Origin of the sequence: Paenibacillus rigui, from assembly GCF_002234615.1 — a bacterium.
Classification (GTDB): Bacteria; Bacillota; Bacilli; order Paenibacillales; family NBRC-103111; genus Paenibacillus_S; species Paenibacillus_S rigui.
In genome coordinates this window covers 85,924-110,164 of the sequence record NZ_NMQW01000027.1, presented here as the reverse complement: position 1 = coordinate 110,164, position 24,241 = coordinate 85,924, and the positions used below count along the sequence as shown (strand labels likewise).

At 45.0% G+C, this 24,241-nt stretch carries 28 protein-coding genes; all 28 read right to left on the bottom strand.

Features of this window, described 5'->3' with window-relative positions; genetic code table 11:
* Window positions 1-6 precede the first annotated feature (6 nt).
* The gene (locus tag CF651_RS19485; protein ID WP_094016542.1) at window positions 7-1,131 is read right to left on the bottom strand and encodes a protein-glutamate methylesterase/protein-glutamine glutaminase; all 1,125 of its coding nucleotides are present in this window, start codon (window positions 1,129-1,131) and stop codon (window positions 7-9) included.
* A gap of 46 nt (window positions 1,132-1,177) precedes the next feature.
* On the bottom strand, window positions 1,178-2,086 hold the full coding sequence (locus CF651_RS19480) for a MinD/ParA family protein (RefSeq protein WP_094016541.1): 909 nt from the start codon (window positions 2,084-2,086) through the stop codon (window positions 1,178-1,180).
* Window positions 2,087-2,090: 4 nt separating this feature from the next.
* Window positions 2,091-3,395: a flagellar biosynthesis GTPase FlhF gene (gene flhF, locus CF651_RS19475; protein WP_094016540.1), complete on the bottom strand. Its 1,305-nt coding sequence runs from the start codon at window positions 3,393-3,395 to the stop codon at window positions 2,091-2,093.
* Entirely contained in the window at window positions 3,392-5,425 is a 2,034-nt protein-coding gene (gene flhA, locus CF651_RS19470) for a flagellar biosynthesis protein FlhA (protein WP_094016539.1), read from the bottom strand. The genes flhF and flhA overlap by 4 nt, the downstream gene beginning before the upstream one ends.
* 22 nt (window positions 5,426-5,447) lie before the next feature.
* Window positions 5,448-6,506 carry a flagellar biosynthesis protein FlhB gene (gene flhB, locus CF651_RS19465; protein WP_179232895.1) on the bottom strand — a complete coding sequence of 353 codons (1,059 nt, stop codon included), beginning with the start codon at window positions 6,504-6,506 and terminating at the stop codon, window positions 5,448-5,450.
* Window positions 6,507-6,554: 48 nt separating this feature from the next.
* Window positions 6,555-7,334: a flagellar biosynthetic protein FliR gene (fliR, locus tag CF651_RS19460; RefSeq protein ID WP_094016537.1), complete on the bottom strand. Its 780-nt coding sequence runs from the start codon at window positions 7,332-7,334 to the stop codon at window positions 6,555-6,557.
* An 11-nt stretch (window positions 7,335-7,345) separates the two neighbouring features.
* Complete coding sequence (gene fliQ, locus CF651_RS19455) at window positions 7,346-7,615, bottom strand: flagellar biosynthesis protein FliQ (RefSeq protein WP_094016536.1); 270 nt, start codon at window positions 7,613-7,615, stop codon at window positions 7,346-7,348.
* Window positions 7,616-7,649: 34 nt separating this feature from the next.
* A complete protein-coding gene (gene fliP, locus CF651_RS19450) occupies window positions 7,650-8,411 on the bottom strand; it encodes a flagellar type III secretion system pore protein FliP (protein ID WP_094016535.1) in 762 nt (253 codons plus the stop codon).
* A complete protein-coding gene (locus tag CF651_RS19445) occupies window positions 8,408-9,052 on the bottom strand; it encodes a flagellar biosynthetic protein FliO (protein ID WP_245856045.1) in 645 nt (214 codons plus the stop codon). The genes fliP and CF651_RS19445 overlap by 4 nt, the downstream gene beginning before the upstream one ends.
* Before the next feature lie 44 nt (window positions 9,053-9,096).
* On the bottom strand, window positions 9,097-9,459 hold the full coding sequence (locus tag CF651_RS19440; RefSeq protein WP_094016534.1) for a response regulator: 363 nt from the start codon (window positions 9,457-9,459) through the stop codon (window positions 9,097-9,099).
* 26 nt (window positions 9,460-9,485) lie between these two features.
* Window positions 9,486-10,757, bottom strand: a complete 1,272-nt coding sequence (gene fliY, locus CF651_RS19435; protein ID WP_094016533.1) for a flagellar motor switch phosphatase FliY — start codon at window positions 10,755-10,757, stop codon at window positions 9,486-9,488.
* Window positions 10,747-11,745 (bottom strand): flagellar motor switch protein FliM, encoded by a 999-nt coding sequence (gene fliM, locus CF651_RS19430; RefSeq protein ID WP_094016532.1) that lies wholly within the window; start codon window positions 11,743-11,745, stop codon window positions 10,747-10,749. The genes fliY and fliM overlap by 11 nt, the downstream gene beginning before the upstream one ends.
* 35 nt (window positions 11,746-11,780) lie before the next feature.
* Window positions 11,781-12,257: a flagellar basal body-associated FliL family protein gene (locus CF651_RS19425; RefSeq protein ID WP_094016531.1), complete on the bottom strand. Its 477-nt coding sequence runs from the start codon at window positions 12,255-12,257 to the stop codon at window positions 11,781-11,783.
* On the bottom strand, window positions 12,258-12,479 hold the full coding sequence (locus CF651_RS19420) for a flagellar FlbD family protein (RefSeq protein ID WP_094016530.1): 222 nt from the start codon (window positions 12,477-12,479) through the stop codon (window positions 12,258-12,260).
* Between the two features lie 55 nt (window positions 12,480-12,534).
* Window positions 12,535-13,350: a flagellar basal body rod protein FlgG gene (gene flgG / locus CF651_RS19415; RefSeq protein ID WP_094016529.1), complete on the bottom strand. Its 816-nt coding sequence runs from the start codon at window positions 13,348-13,350 to the stop codon at window positions 12,535-12,537.
* A gap of 97 nt (window positions 13,351-13,447) precedes the next feature.
* Window positions 13,448-13,825 carry a TIGR02530 family flagellar biosynthesis protein gene (locus CF651_RS19410; RefSeq protein ID WP_094016528.1) on the bottom strand — a complete coding sequence of 126 codons (378 nt, stop codon included), beginning with the start codon at window positions 13,823-13,825 and terminating at the stop codon, window positions 13,448-13,450.
* Window positions 13,822-14,295, bottom strand: a complete 474-nt coding sequence (locus CF651_RS19405; protein WP_094016527.1) for a flagellar hook capping FlgD N-terminal domain-containing protein — start codon at window positions 14,293-14,295, stop codon at window positions 13,822-13,824. The genes CF651_RS19410 and CF651_RS19405 overlap by 4 nt, the downstream gene beginning before the upstream one ends.
* Before the next feature lie 38 nt (window positions 14,296-14,333).
* A complete protein-coding gene (locus tag CF651_RS19400) occupies window positions 14,334-15,812 on the bottom strand; it encodes a flagellar hook-length control protein FliK (protein ID WP_094016526.1) in 1,479 nt (492 codons plus the stop codon).
* A gap of 27 nt (window positions 15,813-15,839) precedes the next feature.
* A complete protein-coding gene (locus CF651_RS19395) occupies window positions 15,840-16,760 on the bottom strand; it encodes a magnesium transporter MgtE N-terminal domain-containing protein (protein ID WP_094016525.1) in 921 nt (306 codons plus the stop codon).
* A 30-nt stretch (window positions 16,761-16,790) separates the two neighbouring features.
* Entirely contained in the window at window positions 16,791-17,231 is a 441-nt protein-coding gene (gene fliJ / locus CF651_RS19390) for a flagellar export protein FliJ (protein ID WP_094016524.1), read from the bottom strand.
* A gap of 16 nt (window positions 17,232-17,247) precedes the next feature.
* A complete protein-coding gene (gene fliI, locus CF651_RS19385) occupies window positions 17,248-18,564 on the bottom strand; it encodes a flagellar protein export ATPase FliI (protein WP_094016523.1) in 1,317 nt (438 codons plus the stop codon).
* Window positions 18,565-19,389, bottom strand: coding sequence for a FliH/SctL family protein (locus CF651_RS19380; RefSeq protein WP_094016522.1), 825 nt, complete (start codon window positions 19,387-19,389; stop codon window positions 18,565-18,567).
* Window positions 19,382-20,395, bottom strand: a complete 1,014-nt coding sequence (gene fliG / locus CF651_RS19375) for a flagellar motor switch protein FliG (RefSeq protein ID WP_094016521.1) — start codon at window positions 20,393-20,395, stop codon at window positions 19,382-19,384. Before fliG ends, CF651_RS19380 begins: the two co-directional genes overlap by 8 nt.
* Before the next feature lie 12 nt (window positions 20,396-20,407).
* Window positions 20,408-22,000, bottom strand: a complete 1,593-nt coding sequence (fliF, locus tag CF651_RS19370) for a flagellar basal-body MS-ring/collar protein FliF (RefSeq protein WP_094016520.1) — start codon at window positions 21,998-22,000, stop codon at window positions 20,408-20,410.
* A 50-nt stretch (window positions 22,001-22,050) separates the two neighbouring features.
* Entirely contained in the window at window positions 22,051-22,353 is a 303-nt protein-coding gene (gene fliE / locus CF651_RS19365) for a flagellar hook-basal body complex protein FliE (protein ID WP_094016519.1), read from the bottom strand.
* Window positions 22,354-22,382: 29 nt separating this feature from the next.
* Window positions 22,383-22,835: a flagellar basal body rod protein FlgC gene (flgC, locus tag CF651_RS19360; protein ID WP_094016518.1), complete on the bottom strand. Its 453-nt coding sequence runs from the start codon at window positions 22,833-22,835 to the stop codon at window positions 22,383-22,385.
* Between the two features lie 6 nt (window positions 22,836-22,841).
* A complete protein-coding gene (gene flgB, locus CF651_RS19355; RefSeq protein WP_094016517.1) occupies window positions 22,842-23,240 on the bottom strand; it encodes a flagellar basal body rod protein FlgB in 399 nt (132 codons plus the stop codon).
* Window positions 23,241-23,456: 216 nt separating this feature from the next.
* Window positions 23,457-24,230, bottom strand: coding sequence for a GTP-sensing pleiotropic transcriptional regulator CodY (gene codY, locus CF651_RS19350; RefSeq protein WP_094016516.1), 774 nt, complete (start codon window positions 24,228-24,230; stop codon window positions 23,457-23,459).
* Window positions 24,231-24,241 lie beyond the last annotated feature (11 nt).

Below are 24,241 nucleotides of genomic sequence, written 5' to 3'. Positions count from 1 at the left end.
CAAGTTCTATTTCAGTGCTTGAGCCAGCCTCATGGCAATGTTCTGCTGCGGCAAAATATCCGTAACACAATTCAGTTCAACCGCCGCTCTCGGCATCCCGTATACGATACAGGTTTCTTCCGATTCCGCAATCGTTGTGACGGCCCCCGCCTGCTTCAAAGCCAACATGCCTTTAGCTCCATCCGCGCCCATTCCTGTCATCAGAACAATGTGACGCTTGAGCTCCTTGAGAGGCAGCAGCGATTCAAACAGCATATCCACCGATGGCCTATGCCCGCCTCTAGGTTCATCCTTGCTCAAATAAATACGATACATTCCCGGACCATTACGAGCTACCATCATATGATAACCGCCTGGTGCAATGTAGGCCGTCCCGTTCTGAAGCGTCATCCCGTCCTCCGCCTCTACAACATGAAGCGCAGAAACCGAATTCAACCGTTGAGCAAGCGACTTGGTGAAATTGGGCGGCATATGCTGAACAATCACTACGGGAGCTGGAAGATTAGGCGGCATGCCGGACATAACCTGATGCAGTGCCCGCGGTCCCCCTGTCGAGGTTCCGATCGCAATCAACTGCTGGATTTGATTTGATGATGAAGGCTCGAAAATAGGTTTGTCTGATTTTTCAAGCTCCACCGGCTTTGTGAATAATGTGCTGTTAAATCTTTGAACCGGCTTTTCCTTAGGCTGTGGCGGTACTGCGGATGGCCGAAAAGCATACTTCGCTACATTCGTTTTTACGGCCATATGCAGCTTTTCCAAAAGCATGGACTTTACTTTATGAAGATCTAACGAAATCGATCCGGAAGGCTTACCAACAAAGTCAACAGCTCCTCTTTCAAGGGCAATAATGGTTTCGCGGGCACCATCCTGTGTTAAGCTGCTGAGCATAATAACCGGAGTCGGGTGCTCCTTCATGATCGCCTTGAGTGCATCCAAACCGTTCATTTCAGGCATTTCAATATCCATGGTGACCGCTTGCGGGTTGAACTTCTTAACCATCTCGACCGCTTCTTTTCCGTTTTTTGCCGTAGCTGCTACGCGGAATGCAGGGTCTTCAGAAATGAAATCAGAAATGATTTTTCTCATAAAAATGGAATCGTCTACAACTAACACGTCGTAAGGTTTCAAAGAATCGCTCCTCTCCTGGCTGTCTGTGATGATGGTTCGAGGATGCTTACGATTTAAGCAAACGGATCATACGGCTCATAAAGCCTTCAACAGGTGACACCGATTGTGCGACTGAGCTATGTCCTGCAATGAATTGATCCACAAGACCTGCTATCGATTTGGCGGCTGCGCAGTTCGGAAATTCAACCGTAAACGGTACTTGCTTCTTTACCGCTTTTGAAACATGAGTATCGTCAGCCACATAGCCCAGAGTGGGTATATCCAATCTTAGAAATCGTTTCGCCACCATGCTGATTTTGTCTGCAGTTTGCTTGCCTTCTTTGGAGTCGGTAACCCTGTTGACAACCAACTGGAACCGCACCGGCTCATTCAAGGAATTTACCATTTTTATAATCGCATAAGCATCTGTAATCGAGGTGGGCTCGGGTGTCGTGACCACAATGGTTTCTTCGGCAGCCAGAATGAATTTCAAGGTTTCTTTGGACAACCCCGCACCTGTGTCGAAAATAATGTAATCTACTGTTCCATTCAACAATTGAACCTGCTCGGCAAAATCCTCTAATTGTGACTCCGTCAATCGGAGTAAATCATGAAACCCCGATCCTCCTGCAATAAACTGAAGATCATAAGGCCCTTTTTGGATAATTTCCCAAATCGTCTTTTCCTTTTTTAATAAATGATACAGATTGTATTTGGCCGTAATCCCCATCAACACATCAATGTTGGCCAAACCGATATCTGCATCAAACACAAGCACTTTGTAGCCTCGTTTTTGTAATGTTAAAGCGAAGTTCAGGGTAAAATTTGACTTCCCCACTCCGCCCTTGCCGCTAGTTACGGTTAAAATCCTTGTGGAACGCGTTTTTTGCGCGATGGGTTCCCCGGTTGGCAACACATGTTGATTTTGCTTCCGGTTGAGGATCAAATTGCGGAGTCCTTGTGCCTGATCACTCATGGTATTAATCCCCCAACAAAAGCTCAACAATGTCCTGTTCCGACAGCTCGAAAATGTCATCTGGAACACTTTGTCCATTCGTCACGTAAGAAAGCTGTAGTTTGAACTCATGGACCAAATTCACAATCGGACCGAAGGATTCCGTCTCATCCATTTTGGTAAATAAGACTTTATCCAGCTTGAATTTCTGGAAATTATCCGCAATGGCTTTCATGTCTTTATATTTCGTCGTCAAGCTTAAGACCAAGAAGGTTTCGCTGTTGCCGCTGGACTGCAGCAATGCGTTCAACTCAGATACGTACATTTCATTCCTGAAATTACGTCCGGCCGTATCCATAAAAATAATATCGCGATCCTTCAATTGATCAAAAGCCTTCGGCAAATCCTGTGGCGAGAATACAACCTCCAATGGAACATTCAGGATGGTTGCATACGTCTTAAGCTGCTCTACTGCTGCAATACGATACGTATCCGACGTAATGAAGCCTACTTTACGATGGTATTTTAGCACCTGCTCTGCAGCAAGCTTAGCGATCGTTGTCGTTTTCCCGACACCTGTCGGACCGACAAAATGAACAACCTTGGTGTCAGTCGCAATTCCTTTGGCATAGCTTTCAGGAAAATATTGCAGCAATTGCTGTTTGGCAGAAGCCCAAGCCTGCTCTTCACTTACTGCGCCACCTTCCGTTTCCTCCAGTAGCTTATTCATGATTTCCTCTACAAGCTGTGGATCCAGCTCCTGATCGGTCAGCCGTTGCTTTAGCTGCTCCAGAATGGGATCTAGAGGAATTTGCTGCATGGATTGTACAGATAGCTTTTGCATATAAGATTTCATCTGCTTTAACTCTTCCAGCACCACATCGTCCCTTGTCGGTTCCATTGGAGCTTGCTGGATGACAGGCTGCTTCTCGGCAGCTGACACATGCAATTGATGCACCGGCTTTTCTACAATCACATCGGGGACTTCCGGAAAAGCAAGCTGCGCTTTTTCTTCAAAAACCGGATTCGCGCTGACCGGGGACGGTCTGTTGTACACACCGGCTGTCCCATGTGAATTGGTGGATGCGGATGTTGAGTTCGGTCTAATAATCGGGGCCGTTTTGGGCAAGCCGCCCGCCGGCTTTGCATTCGGCACTGCCGAAGCATCCGTAGCCGCAATCACTTCAATTCTTTTTTTGGAAAACATTCCGAGAAACCCGCCTGAGCGGATTTCCTTCGTATTGAGAATAACGGCGTCTTTTCCAAGATCCGCCCGTATTTTTTGCAAAGCATCCGGCATCGTTTCAACTACATAGCGTTTGACCCTCATAGATTAACGACCCCCATGCTCTGAATTTCAACGTTGGGTTCGAGTTCACTGTAAGAAAGTACAGGAATATCCTGCATGGTACGTTCCAACAGCTGACGAAGATACATCCGAATCGTAGGTGAAGTCAGCACGACAGGCTGTTGTCCCGACTGAATGAGCTTTGTTACCTGATCCGACAAGCGCTGGTAAATCATTTGAGTGGATGAAGGGTCCAGTGCCAGGTAGCTTCCCTGATCGGATTGCTGAACCGATTCCGCAATTTTCTTCTCCAGCATCGGCCCCACGGTAATAACTTTAAGAGAATCTCCTGTCGAAGCAAACTGCTGTGTAATTTGACGTGACAGGGCTTGTCTCACATATTCAGTCAATATCTCCGGATCTTTGGTGTACGTCCCATAATCTGCTAGCGACTCAAGGATCGTCACAAGATCGCGGATCGAAATTTTCTCTCGAAGCAGCTTCACAAGCACTTTCTGAACATCACCGATCGTCAAGACATTCGGGATTAAATCATCCACAAGCGCAGGATAGCTTTCTTTGACATTCTCGATAAGGGACCGTGTCTCCTGACGACCCAACAACTCGTGAGCATGTCTTTTGATGACTTCCGTCAAATGTGTTGCAACAACCGATGGCGGATCGACAACAGTATATCCGGATAGCTCCGCTCTTTCTTTCACCGCTTCGTCAATCCACAAGGCTGGCAGCCCGAACGCAGGCTCCAGCGTATCGATTCCAGTAATGGAGTCGTCCTCAATACCGGGACTCATGGCCAGGTAATGATTCAATAAAAGCTCTCCTCGTGCGACCATATTCCCTTTAATTTTGATGACATACTCATTAGGCTTTAGCTGAATATTATCCCGAATGCGAATAACCGGTACAACCAGGCCAAGCTCCAACGCGCATTGTCTGCGAATCAATATAATCCGATCCAGCAAATCGCCTCCCTGCTGCGTATCTGCCAATGGGATCAATCCGTAGCCAAATTCGAATTCGATCGGATCCACCTGCAGCAGGCTGATCACGCTCTCCGGACTACGTACCTCTTCAATCTGCTGTTCTTCCTCCAATAGATCCACTTGGGCTTGTTTCCGTACCAGGTTCTGCTGCATCTTCCTGGCCGCAAAGGCTAGCACCGCTGCAATGGGAAGCGTTGTTGCCAAATGAATCGGTGTAAAAATACCTAAGACTGTAATCGTTCCAGCTACGATATAAAGCAGTTTGGGATAAGATAAAATCTGGCTTGTCAAATCATGAGCAAGATTACCTTCCGAGGAAGCTCGAGTTACGATTAAGCCGGCAGCGGTAGAAATAAGCAGTGCCGGAATTTGGCTAACCAGCCCGTCTCCAATCGTAAGGATGGAGTAAATTTGGCCTGCTTCGGAGATCGACATCCCTTTCATCGTCATTCCAATGATGAGTCCGCCCAGGATGTTAATGATCAGGATGATAATACCTGCGATAGCATCCCCTTTTACGAATTTACTGGCCCCGTCCATCGCTCCGTAAAAATCCGCTTCTTTGGAGATTTTCTCACGACGCTCTTTCGCCTGCTGTTCATTGATAAGACCTGCGTTTAAGTCTGCATCGATACTCATTTGCTTACCTGGCATTGCATCCAATGTAAATCGGGCCGCAACCTCGGCAACGCGCTCAGAACCTTTGGTAATGACTATAAACTGAACCAACACCAAGATGATAAATACGACGAAGCCCACTACGATATTCCCCTGGGCAACGAAGGAACCAAAGGTTTTGACCACATTACCGGCTTCCGCATTTGCAAGAATATTTCGAGTTGTCGAAACGTTCAATGCCAGACGGAATAACGTTGTAATCAACAATAAAGATGGGAAGATAGAAAATTCCAGCGCGTCCTGCGTATTCATACCTACCAAAATGATCATCAGTGCGATAGAGATATTAATAATTAACAGGACATCCAACAACCATATTGGAACAGGGACAACCATCATCAACACAATACCGATAATACCGATCAAGACGACTAAATCTTTTATTCTCATTGCAGATGTCCTCCTCCCTCAATTAATTGGCCTTGCCCTTGACTTTGTATACATATGCTAATACTTCGGCAACCGCTTGGAACATGTCCGCAGGTATAGCTTCACCAATTTCAACCTGGGCGTAAAGTGCGCGGGCCAAAGGCTTATTTTCCATCGTAATGATTTGGTGATCCTTCGCTATCTGTCTGATTTTCAGGGCAATATAGTCTGTTCCCTTGGCAATCACCGTCGGAGCCTGCATGTTTTTCGAATCGTAACGGATCGCAACCGCAAAATGAGTCGGGTTCGTTATGATCACATCGGCCTTGGGAACTTCCTGCATCATACGCTGAAGGGCCATGCGGCGCTGCTTCTCACGTATTTTCCCTTTGATTAAAGGATCTCCCTCCGTTTTCTTGTACTCATCCTTAATGTCCTGCTTGGACATCTTAATGCTTTTCTCAAACTCATACTTCTGATACATGTAATCAAAAATAGCAAGCACGATGAGAATAAGACCGATTTTGATTCCCAGTTTTAAGGTTGTTGATGCTGTAAACAGAAATACGTTTTCGAGCGGCAAGCTCGCCAAGTCCAAAAGGTGGCTCTTTTCTCCCCATAAGGAGGCGTATACGACATAGCCAATTAAAGACATTTTCAGAACTGACTTAAAGAAATCCACCAAGGTCCGCATCGAAAATATTTTTTTTGCTCCCTCGATCGGATTGATCTTGCTAAATTTCATCAATAACGGATCCCCGGTAAAAAGAAACCCGATTTGCAAATAATTACTAAAAATCGCTATAACTACTGTCACCAGAAATATGGGCACCATCAGCAGCAAGCTTTGAGCAAACAGCGTCTTAAGCAGCACCGTTACATTCTCAATGGTGAGATCCCATAGCAAGTAATCGTAGAAAACCGATCGAAACAGCTGCATCAAGTGTTCCTTCATATAGCTTCCGAAAATCATAAAGGACAAGAACGTGAAGAACAAGATGAACGCAGCAGGCAGCTCCATGCTTTTGGCTACTTGCCCTTTTTGCCTGGATTCCTGCCGCTTCTTGGGGCTTGCCGGTTCCGTCTTTTCTCCTGAGAACATTTGCAAATCCAGTTTTAAACGAAAACGCGCCACATGGAGTCCTCCCGATCAACCTGTAAACAAACCGATAAACTTTTGCATGGAATCCAGCATGCTTGTAAATAAATCTTTGAAAATAAATTGATAGCCTGGAAACAACAGAATAAGAAGCATAAAGCCAACTAATACTTTCAACGGCATTCCTATAACAAAAATATTGAATTGCGGTGCAACCCTCGCCAACAATCCCAGCCCAACGTCCGTCAAAAAAAATGCAGCTATAAACGGTGCTGATATTTGGAAGCTTAGCGAAAAAACAGTAGAAAATGTTTTCAGCATGAATTCAGCCATTTGCCCCGAATAAAGCTTCGTAAATAAATCGTTGGAAAGCGGAATCCATTCATAACTCTCCATAATGGCCTTAAGCAGCAAGTGATGACCATTTAATGACAAGAACAACAATGTAGCAATAATGTACTTTAGGTTACCCATCACCGGACTGGAAGCCCCTGTCATGGGATCAATCACGTTCGCAATCCCGAAGCCCATTTGGATATCAATGAAGGAACCGGCGATTTGAATTGCCGTAAAGAACAAGTACGCTACAAAGCCCAACAATACCCCAACCAGGATTTCACGAAAAACAGACAATAAATAAAGTGAATCCAACGGAATAGGTGAAGAATTCCCGACGATCGTAAAGGACATTAATGTTACAAAAAACGCGATCCCTATTTTAAAATGCGCCGGGACGTTCCTTGCCGAGAACACTGGGGCCACGACAAAAAACGAGGCAATACGACAAAAGTAAAGCATAAAACCAGGAAGAAATTGGGTTAACCAATCCATTGACTCACAGCCTAGCCGATAAATTTATAAAGGTTATTAAGCAAGTTATACGTAAAATCCACTAACGTCGTTAAAATCCAGGGCCCAAAGATGAGGATGGCCAACAAAACAACCACAATCTTGGGTACAAAGGCTAAGGTCTGCTCTTGAATTTGAGTCGTAGCTTGGAAAATACTGATGGCTAAGCCGACGACCAAAGCAAGAATCAGCATGGGAGCACTGGCTTTCAAGACCGTATACACAGCCTCACCCGCTAAACGAATGACAAACTCTGAACTCACGATCTATTCTCCTCCTGCATGGCTTGAGTATGGCTCAAGTGTTATAGCTTAGCAGCAAGGATCTCACTACTAGATACCACCCATCCACAAGTATAAATAGTAAAATTTTAAAAGGTAACGAGATCATGACCGGCGGCAGCATCATCATCCCCATGGCCATAAGCGTACTTGATACGACCATATCTATGACCAGGAACGGAATAAATATCATGAAGCCCATTTGAAAAGCGGTTTTCAACTCGCTGATTGCATAGGCCGGTACTAATGCCGTCAAAGGTGTATCCTCTACCCCACTTGGCGGAGCCGCTTTGGAATAGTCGAGAAACAGCTTCAGGTCTTTTTGTCTTGTATGCTGAAACATAAACTGCTTTATGGTTACCGACGCTTTATCAAGTGCGACCGTTTGGGTCATTTCACCCTTCAGATAAGGCTGCAATGCATTCTGGTTTATATCCCCCAATGTCGGTGCCATAATGAAAAAGGTGAGAAACAAGGCCAGTCCGACTAGTACTTGGTTCGGCGGCATTTGCTGCGTACCCAAGGAGGTCCGGACGAAGCCAAGCACAATGATAATTCTTGTAAAGCTGGTCATAAGCACTAGAATTGCCGGTGCTATGCTCAGAATCGTAAGCAGCAAAATGATATTAATCGTATTGGAAGCCCCCGCAGTTCCACCGGAGCCGCCAATATCGATATTGATGCCCGGGATTGGATCTGCCGCATAAACCTGTGTAGACCATAGGGCTGTAATGAGCCCAAAAGTTAGGATTGTAAACGCAAATGCTTTCCATTTCATGGCTTATCATTCAACCGATCTGTGTTATTCTGTTCTGACTGCAGCTCATCCATCAGTTTTTTGCGATCGGACAAATGCTGCATTTTATGCTGGAACACTTGCTGAAATGAATCTGTTATGTCTGCTTCTTCACTTACATCCTTTTTCTTTACAAGCTGCTTCAGCCAACCGCTAACGGATTCAAAACCCGCTCCGTTAAACGAATGATTCGAATTTAACAATTCAGTTATATAGGCTATTTCTTCTTCATCATCGATTTTGTCCAACAACTGCACATTTTCCCCAACACCAACAATATAAAGCGATCGACCTATTTCCACCACTTGAATCGATTTGTTTTGTCCAAGAGGTAAGCCGCCAAGAGAACGTAAGGATCGACCTAACAATATTTTGTTTTTTTGCGAAAGCAGCTTAATTATTAAGAAAAATAATCCGATAATAAGAAGGAGGAAAAAGATAACCTTCACAATCATCCAGAACGTATCAGCCGAGCTTGTGTTGGCATAAGTAAAATCAGGTGATTGTTGCCCTCCGCGCTCCAAGGGAGCGCCGGGTTCCCCGTAACAAACTAGTGAGAAACCGGCAATTTGGACCATACCCATTACAACAAGTGAACCAAGCTTGGTTGCGAGTCTTTTCAAAGTTCACATTCCTTCCAGTGTTTGTTAGACTCACCCCAAACCAATTAGCCCATTGTTTTCTTAATGGCTTCGATAACACGATCCGCTTGGAACGGTTTGACGATAAAATCTTTAGCTCCGGCTTGAATGGCATCGATAACCATCGCTTGCTGCCCCATCGCGGAACACATAATTACTTTCGCATTCGGATCAATCTTTTTAATTTCTTTCAATGCTGCAATTCCGTCCATTTCTGGCATGGTAATATCCATTGTAGTCAAATCAGGCTTCAATTCTTTGAATTTCTCGATAGCCTGAGCTCCGTCGTTGGCTTCGCCAACAACCTCATACCCGTTTTTGGATAAAATATCGCGGATCATCATTCTCATAAATGCTGCGTCGTCTACAATTAGAATTCGGTTTGCCATGGGTGAATCGTCCTCCTAGATTATGTTTAGTATTGTAATTTCTGAATACGGTCCCACTGATTCACAATGTCCGTAACACGAACCCCAAAGTTCTCATCAATAACGACAACCTCGCCTTTGGCAATCAGCTTGTTATTGACCAGAATGTCAACAGGCTCACCTGCAAGCTTATCGAGCTCAATAATCGACCCCTGAGACAGTTCAAGAATGTCTTTAATTACCTTATGTGTTCTTCCAAGTTCCACCGTGACCTTCAACGGAATATCCAGAAGAAGATTTAAATTTGTATCTTCTGCCGGCGTCAGCTGGGGCGGTGTGAAGTTGGAAAATTGCGCTGGCTGCACGTTCACATCGCGCTGCGGAGCAGTTCCATATGCAGCGGCAGGCGGTTGCTGATACATCGGCTGTTGTGGCGGATACATCGGCTGTTGGTACATGGGCTGCTGATACATAGGTTGTTGATGCATTGGTTGAGCATACGGATCCTGCATTGGCGGCGCCATATGTACTTGTGGAGCTGGCTCAGGTGCCGCAGGAATTGGCGCTGAAGCCGGTGCAGCTGGTACTGCGGGCGCAGAAGCTGCTGCAGTTTCTTCTAAGGTGTCTCCCCCTCCCATCAAAATAGAAACCATATCTTTCGCAAATCTGACAGGAAGCAATTGCATGATTGTGGAATCAATCAAATCTCCGATGGTTAAGCGAAAAGATATTTTTATAAATACATCTTCGGGAGGAAGTGTCGAAGTTCCTTCTGCATCCGACAAATTTAATATATCGATCCCAGGGGGAGATATATTGACAAAGCGGTTAAAGATGGTTGACATCGACGTTGCGGAGGAGCCCATCATCTGATTCATCGCTTCTTGCACCGCGCTAATATGAATCTCCGTTAACTCGCCCTCTTGGGCCGTACCGTCTCCGCCCATCATGAGGTCGGCAATGACCTGTGCGTCCCGGGTTTTGATGACGAGCAAATTAATGCCATGAAAACCGTCTACATAATTTACATGCACGGCTACATGAGGCTTTGGAAATTCTTCAACCAAATCCTCTTTTGCAATAATCGACACCTTCGGAGTCGTGATGTCGACTTTTTTGCCGAGCAATGTCGACAATGCCGTTGCTGCACTACCGAAGGTAATATTGCCAATTTCTCCAAGAGCATCCTGTTCCAAAGAAGATAAGAAATCTTCCATCTGCAAATCCATAGCCACCGATTCCGAGCTGCTATCACCGGATGATTGTCTCAATAATGCGTCAATTTCTTCTTGAGACAAATAATCTTTGTTATTCGTCATTTTCTTCCGCTCCTTCTTCGACAATCTCGCTAATTTGCACTGCCAATTTCCCTCGGGTCGTTCCTGGCGTACCGATAAACTTTAATTTCTCTCCGATACGGATTTTTAGCATTTCGTCTACGGGCTTGTTCAAAGAAACGACATCGCCTACTTGCAAGTTCAAAAATTCTCTGACAGAAATTTGAGACTCACCTAATTCTGCTATGATCGGCAGCTTCGCTTTGTGAAGCCTTGCTTGCAATGCCAGCACTTCTTCCGGTGCGCTCGTTTTTTTCTGCGAAACGAACCAATGATGTACGGACAGCCTTGGCATGATCGGCTCGATTACCACATGCGGGATACAAAGATTGATCATCCCGGTCGTATCACCAATCTTTGTACTTAAGGAAATCAGTGCAATCGTCTCATTGGGTGAAACGATCTGCATAAACTGCGGATTCGTTTCCAGCGCTTCCATCCTCGGAGACAGGTCAATTACACTTTTCCACGCCTCCTGTAAGCTCTCAAACGCCCTGCTAAAGATTCTTTCCATCACAATGGTCTCTATCTCTGTCAGTGCATTAATCTTCGCAGGAGACGTCCCTGCGCCCCCCAGAAGGCGATCCAGCATCGCATAAGCTACATTCGGGTGAACTTCAAGCACCATGCGGCCTTCCAACGGCTCGGCTTCAAAAATGTTCAGAATGGTCATTTTGGGGATCGACCGTATAAATTCATCGTAAGGCAGCTGTTCCACTTGAACTACACTAATTTGAACGAACGTTCTCAGTTGTGCTGAGAAGTAAGTGGTTAGGTAACGTGCAAAGTTTTCGTGGATTCTAGTTAAGCTTCGGATATGGTCTTTTGAAAAGCGAACCGCACGTTTAAAATCGTAGGCTCTTACTTTTTTCTGGGACTCTTCCTTTTTTAATTCTTCTGCATCCATCTCGCCCGAGGATAACGCAGCCAACAAGGCGTCAATTTCATTTTGTGATAGAACATCAACCATACTTGCGTCACCTCCTTATGAAAACCAAATCATCATTATTGAAGAACGTTATCGGTAATCCAAATTTGCTTAATCTTCCCTGCAGTTAACAATGGATTCATTTTATTCATAAGGATCGAAGTAAGATTGTCAAAGCCTTTGCTGCCCTGGACTTGTTCAGGTGTCATATCGGCAAGCGTCTGTACGATGATGGCTTTCATTTTGAAATCAAGCTTCTCGAACTCATCCTTCGCCTTCGGATTTTCCAATTCAACGGCAAAGCTCGCTTTAATAAAACGGTTGCTGGTAGCGAGATTTGTCAAAATATCCTTCATGATGACTGTGTTAGCTTTAGTCTCATCAGGACTCAATTTCTTTGCAGCCTTAACTTGATTAGCTGAAGATTGAGCTTGCTCCTGCGGGTCTTGATTCGCCTTATCCATATAATTCCATAGAACAAAAGCAGCCGTCAATATTAAGGTTATAGCTATGAGAATGGCAACAACCAATAGGAAAATTCTGCTCTTAAACAACTACAACCCCTCCGAATCCAAACTCTTTATCGTCCCTGCAACCAATCCGATCGACTGCATATATTGAGTTGCCAGTCGAGTCACTTCCTCTGCAGGCTCTAAAACGGTAAGCTTCTTTCCGGTTACTAATGTAATGATGGTATCAGGTGTTTCTTCCATACTTTCAATCATTAATGCATTCACAGTAATCTGTTTTCCATTCAAGCGCGACAAGCGAATCATGGACAGCCTCCCAGGTGTTTAATGGAGGGAGGCTGCCGCCTCCCCATTCAATCTATTAACGCTTCAGATTTACAACCTCTTGGAGCACTTCATCGGAAGTTGTAATAATACGGGAATTTGCTTGGAAACCACGTTGGGCAACAATCATTTCAGTGAATTCTGATGTTAGGTCCACGTTAGACATTTCCAATTGGCCTGCAATGATAGCGCCTGTTCCAAGAGTAGTATCATTAGCAGCCACTATCTCTGCCGCATCGACGTTAGAGTTTGCAGTAGTACGGTACAGGTTGCCGCCAACCTTCTCCAATCCTGCAGGGTTCGTTACCTTAACAATGCCTACGAAACCTGCATTGCCTGTAGTTCCATCCGATAATGTCGTTAAAACTTCCCCATTTTGTGAAATCGAGAAGCCAGTGACATCCGCGCCAAGAGTAATCGGTCCACCATCAGTGCTTAGAACAAACTGTCCGTCCGCATTAACCAACTGACGGCTTGCATCCACAGTGAAATTACCGGCACGTGTAAGATACATACTCTCGGTTGTTCCGTTAGGCGATACAGCGAAGAATCCATCGCCATCAATACGCAGGTCTGTAGGCACGTTAGTCGTCATAGCACTACCTGGGGTATGGACCGTGTCAATGGCGCTGACCGTTACTCCAAGGCCGATTTGCTTCGCATTCACGCCGCCCTTTTCTCCTTCAACAGGGGCTGTTACGCCAGCAACGGTTTGGCTAAGAATATCTTTAAACATAACGCGTCCTGCTTTAAAACCAATCGTATTGACATTGGCAATATTATTACCGATCACATCAAGCTTCGTTTGAAATCCGCGCATACCGGACACACCGGAGTATAAGGATCTTAACATGTACAATTGCCTCCTATAAGCGATTATGTAATATGGTTACTTGGTTGCTTCGGTCGTTCCACAACCCCGGGCTTCCATTAAGGTCCAGCCCTTGTGCTTAAGAAATAATAACTGCGCTGTCAATCTGCGTGAACATGTTGTCCTTCATTGAAGCACCATCCATGGCGGTAACTACGGTTCTATTCTTGATATTTACGATGAGAGCCGTATCATTAATCAGCATTAATGAATCCTTTGCTCCTTTAGAAGCGGCTTGATCAATGGCTTTTTGGATTTTGGCCAATTGATCCGGTTTAAACTCAATCCCTCTTTGCTTCAATCGCTGCTCCGCATGATTGCTGAAACGAACCAGTTCGTTTTGCAATACGGATTGAAAGCTTTCTTCCTGTCGAATAGGCTGAGCTTCATTTCGCTTAAGCGGAGAGGGTCTTAAACTGCCGGGATACAGCTGTCCGACGGATATACGCTCGGTCATTTGGTTTCACCCGAAGCAGTTGTGTCCACATGCTCCGCAATTTTGCTAATCCGGTCCATGGCGACCTGCTCACCCTTCACAACCGCAAATTGCGAGCCATCCTTTACGACAATCGATTCAACGGCTCCTGTTTTGGCGACAACCTCGCCCTTCTCATCCAGTCCGTCCCAAGTAATATCTTTACCGATTAAACCGGAAGCAAAGCCTAAGGATTGCCGCATCAATTTCATTTCACTGCTTATATTGGACAATTGCTCAACGGATGAAAATTGAGCCATTTGAGCAATAAACTCTTTGTCTTCCAACGGCTGCGAAGGGTCCTGATTTTTAAGCTGGGCGATCAATATTTTCAGAAAATCATCTTTCCCCAGACTGCTTTTATCCTTAGCCGCTTGTTTTGTAGCATTATCCACATTCGACTTTGCATAATAAGGCCATACATTTTTGGTTCCTGTAACAGAATCCGACATCTTTTCACCTCCCGATGCTCTGTAAACGATCCGGATTTTTATGCCGTCGTATCAATTGATGTTTGTCTTATTCCGGTAGAAATGGTTTGGGCTTGTGTTGGTGCGGAAGCGGCTTGAGCTATTTCCTCTTCCAAGGAAAGTACTTTGTTCGTGCCGTTACCTTTTTGCTGCTTAGACGATTGCTGGGATTGCTGCTGCCTTTGCTCCTGGAACATGCCGGACTGGAATGCCTGGTTTTGTGTTACTTCCAGCTTTTGCACCTGAATCCCTTGACTCAGCAGTGTCGTACGCAATTGAGTCAGCTGACTTTCCAGCATTTCCTTACCTGCTACACTATCCGCCATAAACTGGGCAATCAATTGTCCATTCTGCATAGTAAGCTTCACATCCACTTGACCCAAATGTTGTGGATACAGCGATAGCTTTGCCTCCGTTACTCCTTCTGCGATCACATTCATCGTAAAAGACTTTACAACAAACTGTGTCATGTCTTCAGCAAAAGTCGGCGCATTGGCAAGCAGAACAGGCGGTTTAGCCACATGTGTTCCTGCAGATACTTGTTTGACATACTCGTGAAGCGGCATCGCCTGCGTATCATTCGAAGATGCTTGCATATCCATTAGTGGCTCAAATAACTGCTCATCAGAAGATACAGTGCTTTGCGCCTCCAGCTTTGGCGGCAGCGTTTTGGCTGCTAACATTTCCAGTGCTTGTGGAATAACTGGAGCTGTACCCGTTGATGCTGCCTGTAATGGAACATCATTTGATACATTTGCGACTTGCAGCAATGGCTGTTGCTGTACCGGAAGCATTGATGTCAGTGCACGTTGAATTGTTTTCGCTGCCGCTGAGGTTGGATCCTTTTGCACAGCTTGTTTGAACTTCCCTAACAACTCAACCGCCTCTTCTTTGGATATTGGCTTAAGTGATGCGGCCTGCGTCAATTGTACGGCATTATTTTGATCTGCAGCGGTTTCTAATGGTACGAACAGCACAGGGTTTAATGCAGCGGTTTGTTGCGCCTTCAGTTGAGCGTCCTGTACTTGACCTTGAACCTGCGGAACAGAAGTCTGATTCTCACCCTTTGCACCTGTTACCGGTAAAGCTTCCGAAACGGCTGCAGGTGTAGGAGTAACGGCTAAAAGTAATTGCAGCTGTGCAAGCCAGGCTTGAACATCCGGATTCTCCAACAATTGCTTGGCTTCATCATCATTTGCATTCAACAAATTGATCAAGGCATCCAATTGTTTTAAAAGGTCTTCCGACTTAACTTCCGTTACGGCTTGCCCTTGATTTGAAGCGTTAGTTACCAATTGAATCAGGGCAGGCAAGGTAGGCAGCATGACTTGGGTATTGGCTGCGTCACCGGAAGGTACAGCGGCAATCAGACCTTTTAAAGTTGCGGAAAAGCCGTTACCCGCTGCCGCACCATTGCCGGCAGAAGCTCCATTCGTACCAGAAGCTGTTCCAGTACCTGCTGCTGCCGCAGTCGTACTTGCTGCTAATTGAATTTCCATTGTATCGTTTCACCTCCTCTCACTAGTTTATTGTGCCAAGCGTGCAGAGATCAGCGCCGCTGTTTCTTTGGATTGTTCGGAAATTGCCGTAATAATTTTCGATCTGCCCGCACTATCCATGGAGCTTAGAATAGAAATCACTTTATCCGGATTCGAGCTTTGCATTTCCAGCAATACCGTAGCTGCGCTTTTGGGGGTCATATTGGAGAAAGTCGAACCCAGGTCATCCTTGCTTAACTTCTGCGAAGACTTGGCATCTGGAGTAGCCACCTGCTTTAATCGCTCCTGTAACGCCGCAATTTCCTTATCTTTCACCGACGTTTGATCCTTAAGTAAAATGGAGGCGTCCGCCGCCTTCTTCGGATCCATTTTTTCAAGAATTTTGACACGATCGTCCGTTTTCATGGAGCTCAGCACCAAGACCATTTCAGCTGTCGTCAGGTTTTCCATAATTGGAGCGGATTTAGACGGCGACATCTTAGCGTACATGGAAGCAAGCTGTTGAATTTGGTTCAAGTACTCCTCATCGGATTGTGCCTTGCTTTTCATTTGCTCTTCCAAATTGCTATTTTTCAATTGAAGCTCTTTTATCGTTTGATCCCGCTGCTGTACCGCAGATTCCGTTGTTTTGAGCTGCTGGTCTTTCTCATTTAGCTTTGAAGTTAAGGTTCCTACCGTTTCCTCCTGGGTTGGACTCCCAGCATCCTGCTGCCCTGTTTTCCCTGCTGCTTTAGAGTCTGCCGCCTTCTCCTTCGGCTCCGGTACAATGGATTTAATAATCGGTACTTTGTTAGCTGTACGAAGCACGCTGTTCATAACATCATAATCGAAGATAGTCAGCAATACGCCAAGCAGCACAGCGGTAAATACAAATGGGATTAGAAACCAAATGAGAAACCGTTCCATCGCCCCATATGAGGAGGTATTCTCTACATCCACATCTGCCATTAAGCTCGCCTCCCTGTCCTGGTCCTGAATTTATGACAATCTCCGGAATCGGTTCGTTGCCATTTCGTCCAGTTGTTCCTGCTCCTTCTTGAGCATCCTTGATGTGAAACCTTGTAACGCTTTTTCCTTTGCCTTACACCATACCTTCTCCTGCACCATTTTACCTGCCAGATCATTCTGTTTGATCGTGACCACTTGCTGCGCCTGCTCCAGATCTTTGTTTTTCAGCACAATTTGATGATCAATATGATCAACATACTGCTGCATAATCAGAAGCTGGGAGATCGTAGCTTTACAGGAGGAAGCGGTATGAAGCTGCTCATACAGTTCATCCTTAGCGGAATGCAGCTCATGCAAAGAAGATTCTTCTTCTCTCATCTTGCCGATCGCTTGAGACAATATCCATTCAGCTTGCGTTTTTTCATTTGTTTTGAGATCAACTATTTTTTGAAAAGTATAACGGAAACGCATCCTTTAGCCTCACCCTTTATAAGAAGTGTTGAAGTAATCTTTCCTGCGCCTCACTAAATGTGAGCTTCTCATCCGTTCTTTGCTTCGTATAATCCCAAATGGATTGAATATTTTCAATGGAACGATCAATTTCTGCATTGGATCCGCGTTGGTACGCCCCTATATTAATCAGGTCCTCCGAATCCTTATAAATAGAAAGCATCCGCTTCAAATTCTCAGCCGCTGATCGATGATCCCTAGACACAATTTCATTCATAACCCGGCTTACACTGGCTAGAACATCAATGGCAGGATAATGGCCACGGTTGGCAATGTTACGATCCAGGACTATATGTCCATCCAAAATACCGCGAACCGCATCCGCTATGGGCTCATTCATATCATCTCCGTCGACAAGAACCGTATAGAATGCCGTAATGGAGCCTTTCGGGCCTGTACCTGAACGTTCGAGCAGCTTGGGCAGTGTCGCAAATACCGATGGTGTGTAGCCTCGAGTAGCCGGCGGCTCGCCTACAGCAAGACCGACCTCACGTTGTGCCATAGCAAATCGGGTAACGGAATCCATCATCATCATGACGTTAAGTCCGCGATCTCGGAAATATTCTGCGATGCTGGTCGCGATTAATGCGCCTTTAATTCGAATTAATGCCGGCTGATCTGACGTAGCGACAATAACGACCGATCTTGCCAGACCTTCCGGCCCTAGATCACGCTCGATAAAGTCCAATACTTCCCGTCCACGCTCCCCAATAAGAGCAATGACATTCACATCAGCTGAAGTATTACGGGCTATCATTCCCATCAGCGTACTTTTACCGACACCAGAACCTGCGAAAATACCAACACGTTGACCTTTCCCGATGGTTAGCAGGCCGTCGATAGCTTTCACGCCGACACTGATCGGTTCCAGTACCCGAGGTCTTTTTAAAGGATTGCTTGGAACATTGTGTGTCGAATAATGTGTCATACGAGAAGATAAGAACGTACCGTCTAATGGTTGTCCGAGTCCATCTAAGACTTTGCCCAGCAGTTCATGACCTACCTGTACGGTCAATGGCTTTCCGGTACCTACGACATCACAACCCGGTCCGATGGAATGCAATTCACCCAATGGCATCAGAAGCACTTTGTTGTTTTTAAAGCCTACCACTTCAGCCTTTAAAGGCTGGTTGGATTTCAATGGGTAGATATAACATACATCGCCAATGCTCGCATCGGGACCTTCCGATTCCACTGTTAAGCCAATGACTTGTGTTACTTTTCCGTTTACCCGGATCGGATCCATTTGTCTAAGATGTTCCAAATACTTGGCAGGGTTGAGGACCTGATTCATCTAAACTCCCTCGTTTCGAACGGCAAGATGCTGAAGTGCATTTTTAATCTCTTTTAATTGCGTATCGATTCTAGCATCAATGCTGCCAAATGATGAGCGTACCACACAACCATGGTCTTGAACGGATGGATCGGGTATGATTTGAAGCTCCGCTTGAGAATCGATATGTAAGAGCAGCTCTTCTCTTGCATCCTGAATATAAGCAAAATGAGCCGGAGCGACACACAAAGTGATGATGCCTTTTTCTCTTCGACGGGTTAGTACATTTTGGATCAACTCAACAATCCATTCCGGTTCGACAGTTAATTGTCGGGCAACGATTTTCTCAGCAATCGCGCAGCTCATTTGAATAAGGAAAGGCTCGGCCTCCTGAATGATCTGCTGCTTCAATACATAAGCTTGCTCCAAAATTTGCGATGATTCATGAAGCATTTCGTTATACTGCTCACGAAGCTCTGTCTCAGCTTGCTTAAGCCCTTCTTCATAGCCCAGCTGAAAACCTTGTTCCTTCATTTGAACCTGCAGTTCCTCGTCATGCTGACGCTGCTCGTTCCACCATTGTTCCATCTCAGCTTGCGCTTGCTGACGCAATGCGGCAGCCTCATCCATGGCAGCTCTTACTTGTTCCTCAGCGAAGCTTTCCGCATCCTGAAGAATTTGTTCTTTAATTAATGTCAGTTCATCCATCTCAGCTTGCTGCTCCGGACTAAGACCATCTTGGAAGCCTTCTGCATCTGGATGAAGTAAATGACTTGGTGATGCAACATCTACCACTTTTTTTTCGTCTATAGAAGTATACTGGGTAAATTTGATGACATTAGACAATAATATCATCTCCTCCGCCGCGTGCGATGATAATCTCACCGGATTCTTCTAAGCGGCGAATCGTTGCAACAATACGTGTCTGAGCCTCTTCAACATCGCGCAATCGGACAGGACCCATAAATTCCATTTCTTCTTTAAAGGTTTCTGCCATCCGTTTCGACATGTTCTTAAAGATCGCATCGCGAACCTCTTCGCTCGCCACTTTAAGTGCCAATTGCAAATCGGCATTCTCGATGTCGCGAATAATACGTTGAATCGAACGGTTGTCGATGTTGACGATATCCTCGAACACAAACATTCTTTTCTTAATTTCTTCGGCAAGCTCCGGATCTTGAATTTCAAGTGAATCGAGGATCGTTCTCTCCGTCCCCCGGTCAACCCCGTTCAAGATTTGTACAATGGATGCGATGCCTCCGGCATTGGTATAATCCTGAGTAACCGTCGCCGACAGCTTTTGTTCAAGCACTCGTTCCACCTGACTAATGACTTCCGGTGAAGTACTATCCATCAAAGCAACACGTTTGGCTACATCTGCTTGTTTCTCCTGCGGAAGCGAAGATAAAATGATTGAAGACTGCTCCGGCTGTAGGTAAGCAAGAACTAATGCGATCGTTTGTGAATTCTCGTTTTGAATAAAGTTCAAAATTTGAGCTGGGTCTGCCTTTCTGGCAAAATCGAACGGTCTCACCTGCAAAGTAGCCGTCAGACGATTAATAATATCCAACGCTTTTTGTGAACCAAGCGCTTTTTCCAAAATATCTTTGGCATAGGCAATACCGCCTTGGGAAATGAATTCCTGAGCCAAACATATTTGATGGAATTCGGCAAGAATCGATTCTTTTTCTGCATTGTCAACTTTTCTGACATTAGCAATTTCTAACGTGAGCTGCTCAATTTCTTCATCCCTGAGATGCTTGAAAATTTGTGCGGAGACTTCCGGACCTAAACTGATTAATAAGATCGCTGCCTTCTGTCGTCCGGTTAATCCTTGCTGAGCTTTAGCCAATAAAGCACACCTCTATTCATCTACTAACCAAGTGCGAAGCAAGTTGACGAATTCCTCTGGTTTTCTCTTCGCCAAAGTTTCCAGTTGTTTGCGCACCTGATTATCATTAGTTACGTTATCAATATCAATGGTTGGGAATTCGAGTTTTGCCGGTTCAGCATCCAGTTCTTCTTCCGCTTGAAGTCTGGCCTTTCTTCTTTTCATGAACATATAACCGCCTGCGGCTAATAGGGCTAAAGCCAGTCCGCCAAGTCCGCCGTACAACAGCATTGCATTGGAGCTTGTCGCAGCACTGGAATTCGTTCTCGCAAAAGTATGTGCAAACACGGTAACTTTCTTCGAAAGATCATCATCCGTCAACGTTTGCTTATTGTCTGCAAGGGCTGCTCTGACGACATTGACCAATATTTTTTGAACTGCGTCTTTGGTTTCTTGAGTCAAAGAATTCGGATCTTCCGGATTCGGTGGTTCAATTCCGACATTAATGGTTAAATCTTTAACAACGTAAGGTGTAGCCACAATTTCGTTTGTAATCCGATTCACTTCGTAATTCACAGTCTTTTGAAGCTCTTCGGATTTGGTATTCCCATTAGCATTGCTGCCTGGATAGCCTGGAACATCCGTCTGTCCTGTTCCTGCAACCCCACCTGTCGTACCGGCACTCGTGCCCGTGTAATTCTTCTGAATTTCCTGAACGGAAATTTCCAAGCCTTTTTGATCCACGGTATTGGGAGCCGTAACCAATTGCTCTTTGCGATTGGTTTGATCAAAGTTCATCGTAGAGAAGACCGAAACAATAACCTTGTCCTTACCAAGAATGGATGCGAGCATTTGTTGAACATTTTTCTGAACATCATTCTTAAACTGATTGTTAATATCAAAGTTTTGCGTTGCCAAGCTTGTATTGTTAATTTTGCTCTTACCCTTTGAATACTCCAGCATCTCACCATTCTGATCAGAGATGGTGATATTCTCGACTGGCAACCCTTTGATACTGTGAGAAACAAGATTGTACATCGTATCCACTTTCGCTTGATCCAATTGATACCCTGGTTTCAAGTTAAGTACGACAGAAGCCGATGCTTTCTCTTTCTCGGACCCTTTTGGCAGAAACACCGTTTCTTCCGGAAGGCTGATCAACACTTTGGAGCTTGCTACCGCTGTGTTGGAATTAATGAGCTGTTGAAGCTCTCCTTGTACAGCATTTACGTACTTTACGTTAAATTCCTTGTCTGTAGTGCCAAAAGTACTATTCTGTCCAAACGCACCGTACCCGATATTCCCGCTTTTATTCAAGCCTTGGGATTCTACAGCCAGCTTCACATTGGCTACTTGGCTCCGGGGAACGCCGATACTTTTTCCATCTTCACTAAGCTGATAAGGAATCTTGGCTCCGTCCAAATAAGTCTTGATTGCAGCAGCATCACTAGGCTGCAAATCGGTGTAAGCTAAAGCATACTCTGTTTTCGAAAAGTTATAACTGATAATTCCTAGCGTTAGAATGACTAGTACAACCGTTGCGATAAATGTAATCTTTTGCGCTTTGCTGAATTGATTCCAGTACTGCGTGACGCGATTCCAATACTGGGCCACATTTTCGTTCACTGTTTCACCCCATCTGAATGACCGTAGCTCATATTTCTATCTAAGCCCGATTAAACTTGCATTCTCATGATTTCTTGATATGCATCAATTACTTTGTTTCTCAGTTGGACAGTGAGCTCTAAGCCAAGAGAGGCTTTTTCCGAAGCGATCATGATTTGATGAACATCTGAAATCTCGCCCTTCGCGAACTGATCGTTCAGCTTATCGACCGTTTGCTGCTGAGCATTCAGCTTGGACATGGCATCGTTTAAATATTGGCCGAATTGGTCCGTTACTTCCGAGGCGCTTAAGTTTTTGCTCGTTTGAGCCGTCGCAGCAGCTTGAATGGGCTGAAGTGTTAATTTATCGATCATATTATCGGCTCCTTTGTTCCATTATGATTTTACTTCCCTATTTCCAAGGCTTTGCTTATCAATGATTTGGAAGCATTCAGTGCAGTAACGTTAGCTTCATACGATCGTGTTGCAGAAATCATATCCACCATTTCCTTAAGCACGTCAACATTCGGCATCATAACAAACCCATTTTCATCTGCATCGGGATGCGTTGGATTGTAAACCTGCTTAAAGGGAGAAGTATCCTCGATTACCTTCGTCACTTTCACCCCTTCTCCGGCGGTTGGCGCATCCGACTGCGCATTTTTGAGCACCTGATCAAATGTGGGTTGGTTCGGTTCAATAGTTACGAGCTTCCTTTGATAAGGCACCCACTTCCCATTGACCATACGCGCTCTGGTAGAATCCGCGTTAGCAATGTTCGAGGAGATAACATCCATCCGAAACCGTTGTGCGGTCAAGGCGGAGGAGCTTATGTCAAAACCGTTTGTTAGCCTCATTTATTATTACCTCCCCCCAATTGCGATTCTGGCTTTTTTGATATCGCCGCTCACTTCTTGAATCATCACGTTATATCTCAACTGATTCTTAGCCATGAGTGACATTTCATAATCCATATCCACATTATTCAAATTGTTATTGATTGCAGATTTGTTATCTTGAAATATTCTCGGATCCGGGCTTGCCGGCTTCCCTATGTAAAAATGCCTTGGGTCTGTTCGCTTTCCTTGAATTGAGGAGCCGTTGATTTCATTTTGCAGCAGTTCTTCGAACTGAACTTCTGACCTTTTAAAATACGGTGTGTCTACATTAGCAATATTGTCGGCGATCACTTTTTGTCTCATACTAGCCGCATTCAAGGAGCGCTCCATCTGATTAAAGCCAGGTTTGTTTAAAATATCCATGCTTTCTCCTACCTTCAAGTTGATGTCAAGTTTTACTATTCAACAAGTTAGCAGCATTATCCTCCTTTCTTCGACATAATACTTAAAAAAATTATTGCATTGTTGGAAACAAATGTAGGTTACAAGAACTATATCTAATATGAATAAATATGAAAATTATTACAATATGAAAAAAGCCCTATATTTGTGATATAGGGCTTAGAACCTGCGATTTTACTAAAGCTTTAGACTTTGTATCCCATGGATTAATTGGTCGTTCAGTATCCGAATATAGGTACCTTTCATACCCAAGGACCGTGTTTCAATGACACCCGCGCTTTCCAATTTTCGCAGTGCGTTGACAATTACCGATCGAGTAATTCCGACACGATCCGCTATTTTGCTTGCAACAAGCAATCCTTCCTGACCTTCAAGCTGCTCAAAAATATGATCGACGGCTTCCAGTTCGCTGAATGATAACGAGCCAACTGCCACTTGCACCACTGCTTTACCTCTAGCCTCTACTTCGATTTGCTCTGCTTTTTCACGCAAAATTTCCATAGCTACAACTGTAGATCCATATTCTGCAACAATAAGGTCATCATCGATAAATTCCGCTTCTCTTTTGGTCAAAATCAATGTGCCCAGCCGATCCCCGCCGCCTATGACCGGTACAATCGTAATATAAATCTGCTCCTCCGGGATCCGGTTGCCGTATATGTGATAATCACTCAAAGCATCCAGATTGGATGAGGTCTCTTCGACTTTAAGAAGCAGTTGATTGTATTCAGCAGGGAACCGGTTCTCTGACAGCACCGTTTCGGGCAGCAGCACGTCTTGGCCGGAGGTGGCAAAAGCCTTCCCCAGCACCTTCCCTTTGCGGCTAACTACAAAAATATCCGCCTGCAGTATGTCGCTCAGAACTTCCGCCATATTCATAAAGCTGACGGGATTTCCCGCTTCCTTTTGCAATAGTTTATTTAACCTTCTAGTCTTCGTTAACAACGTCATGTTACTGCCTC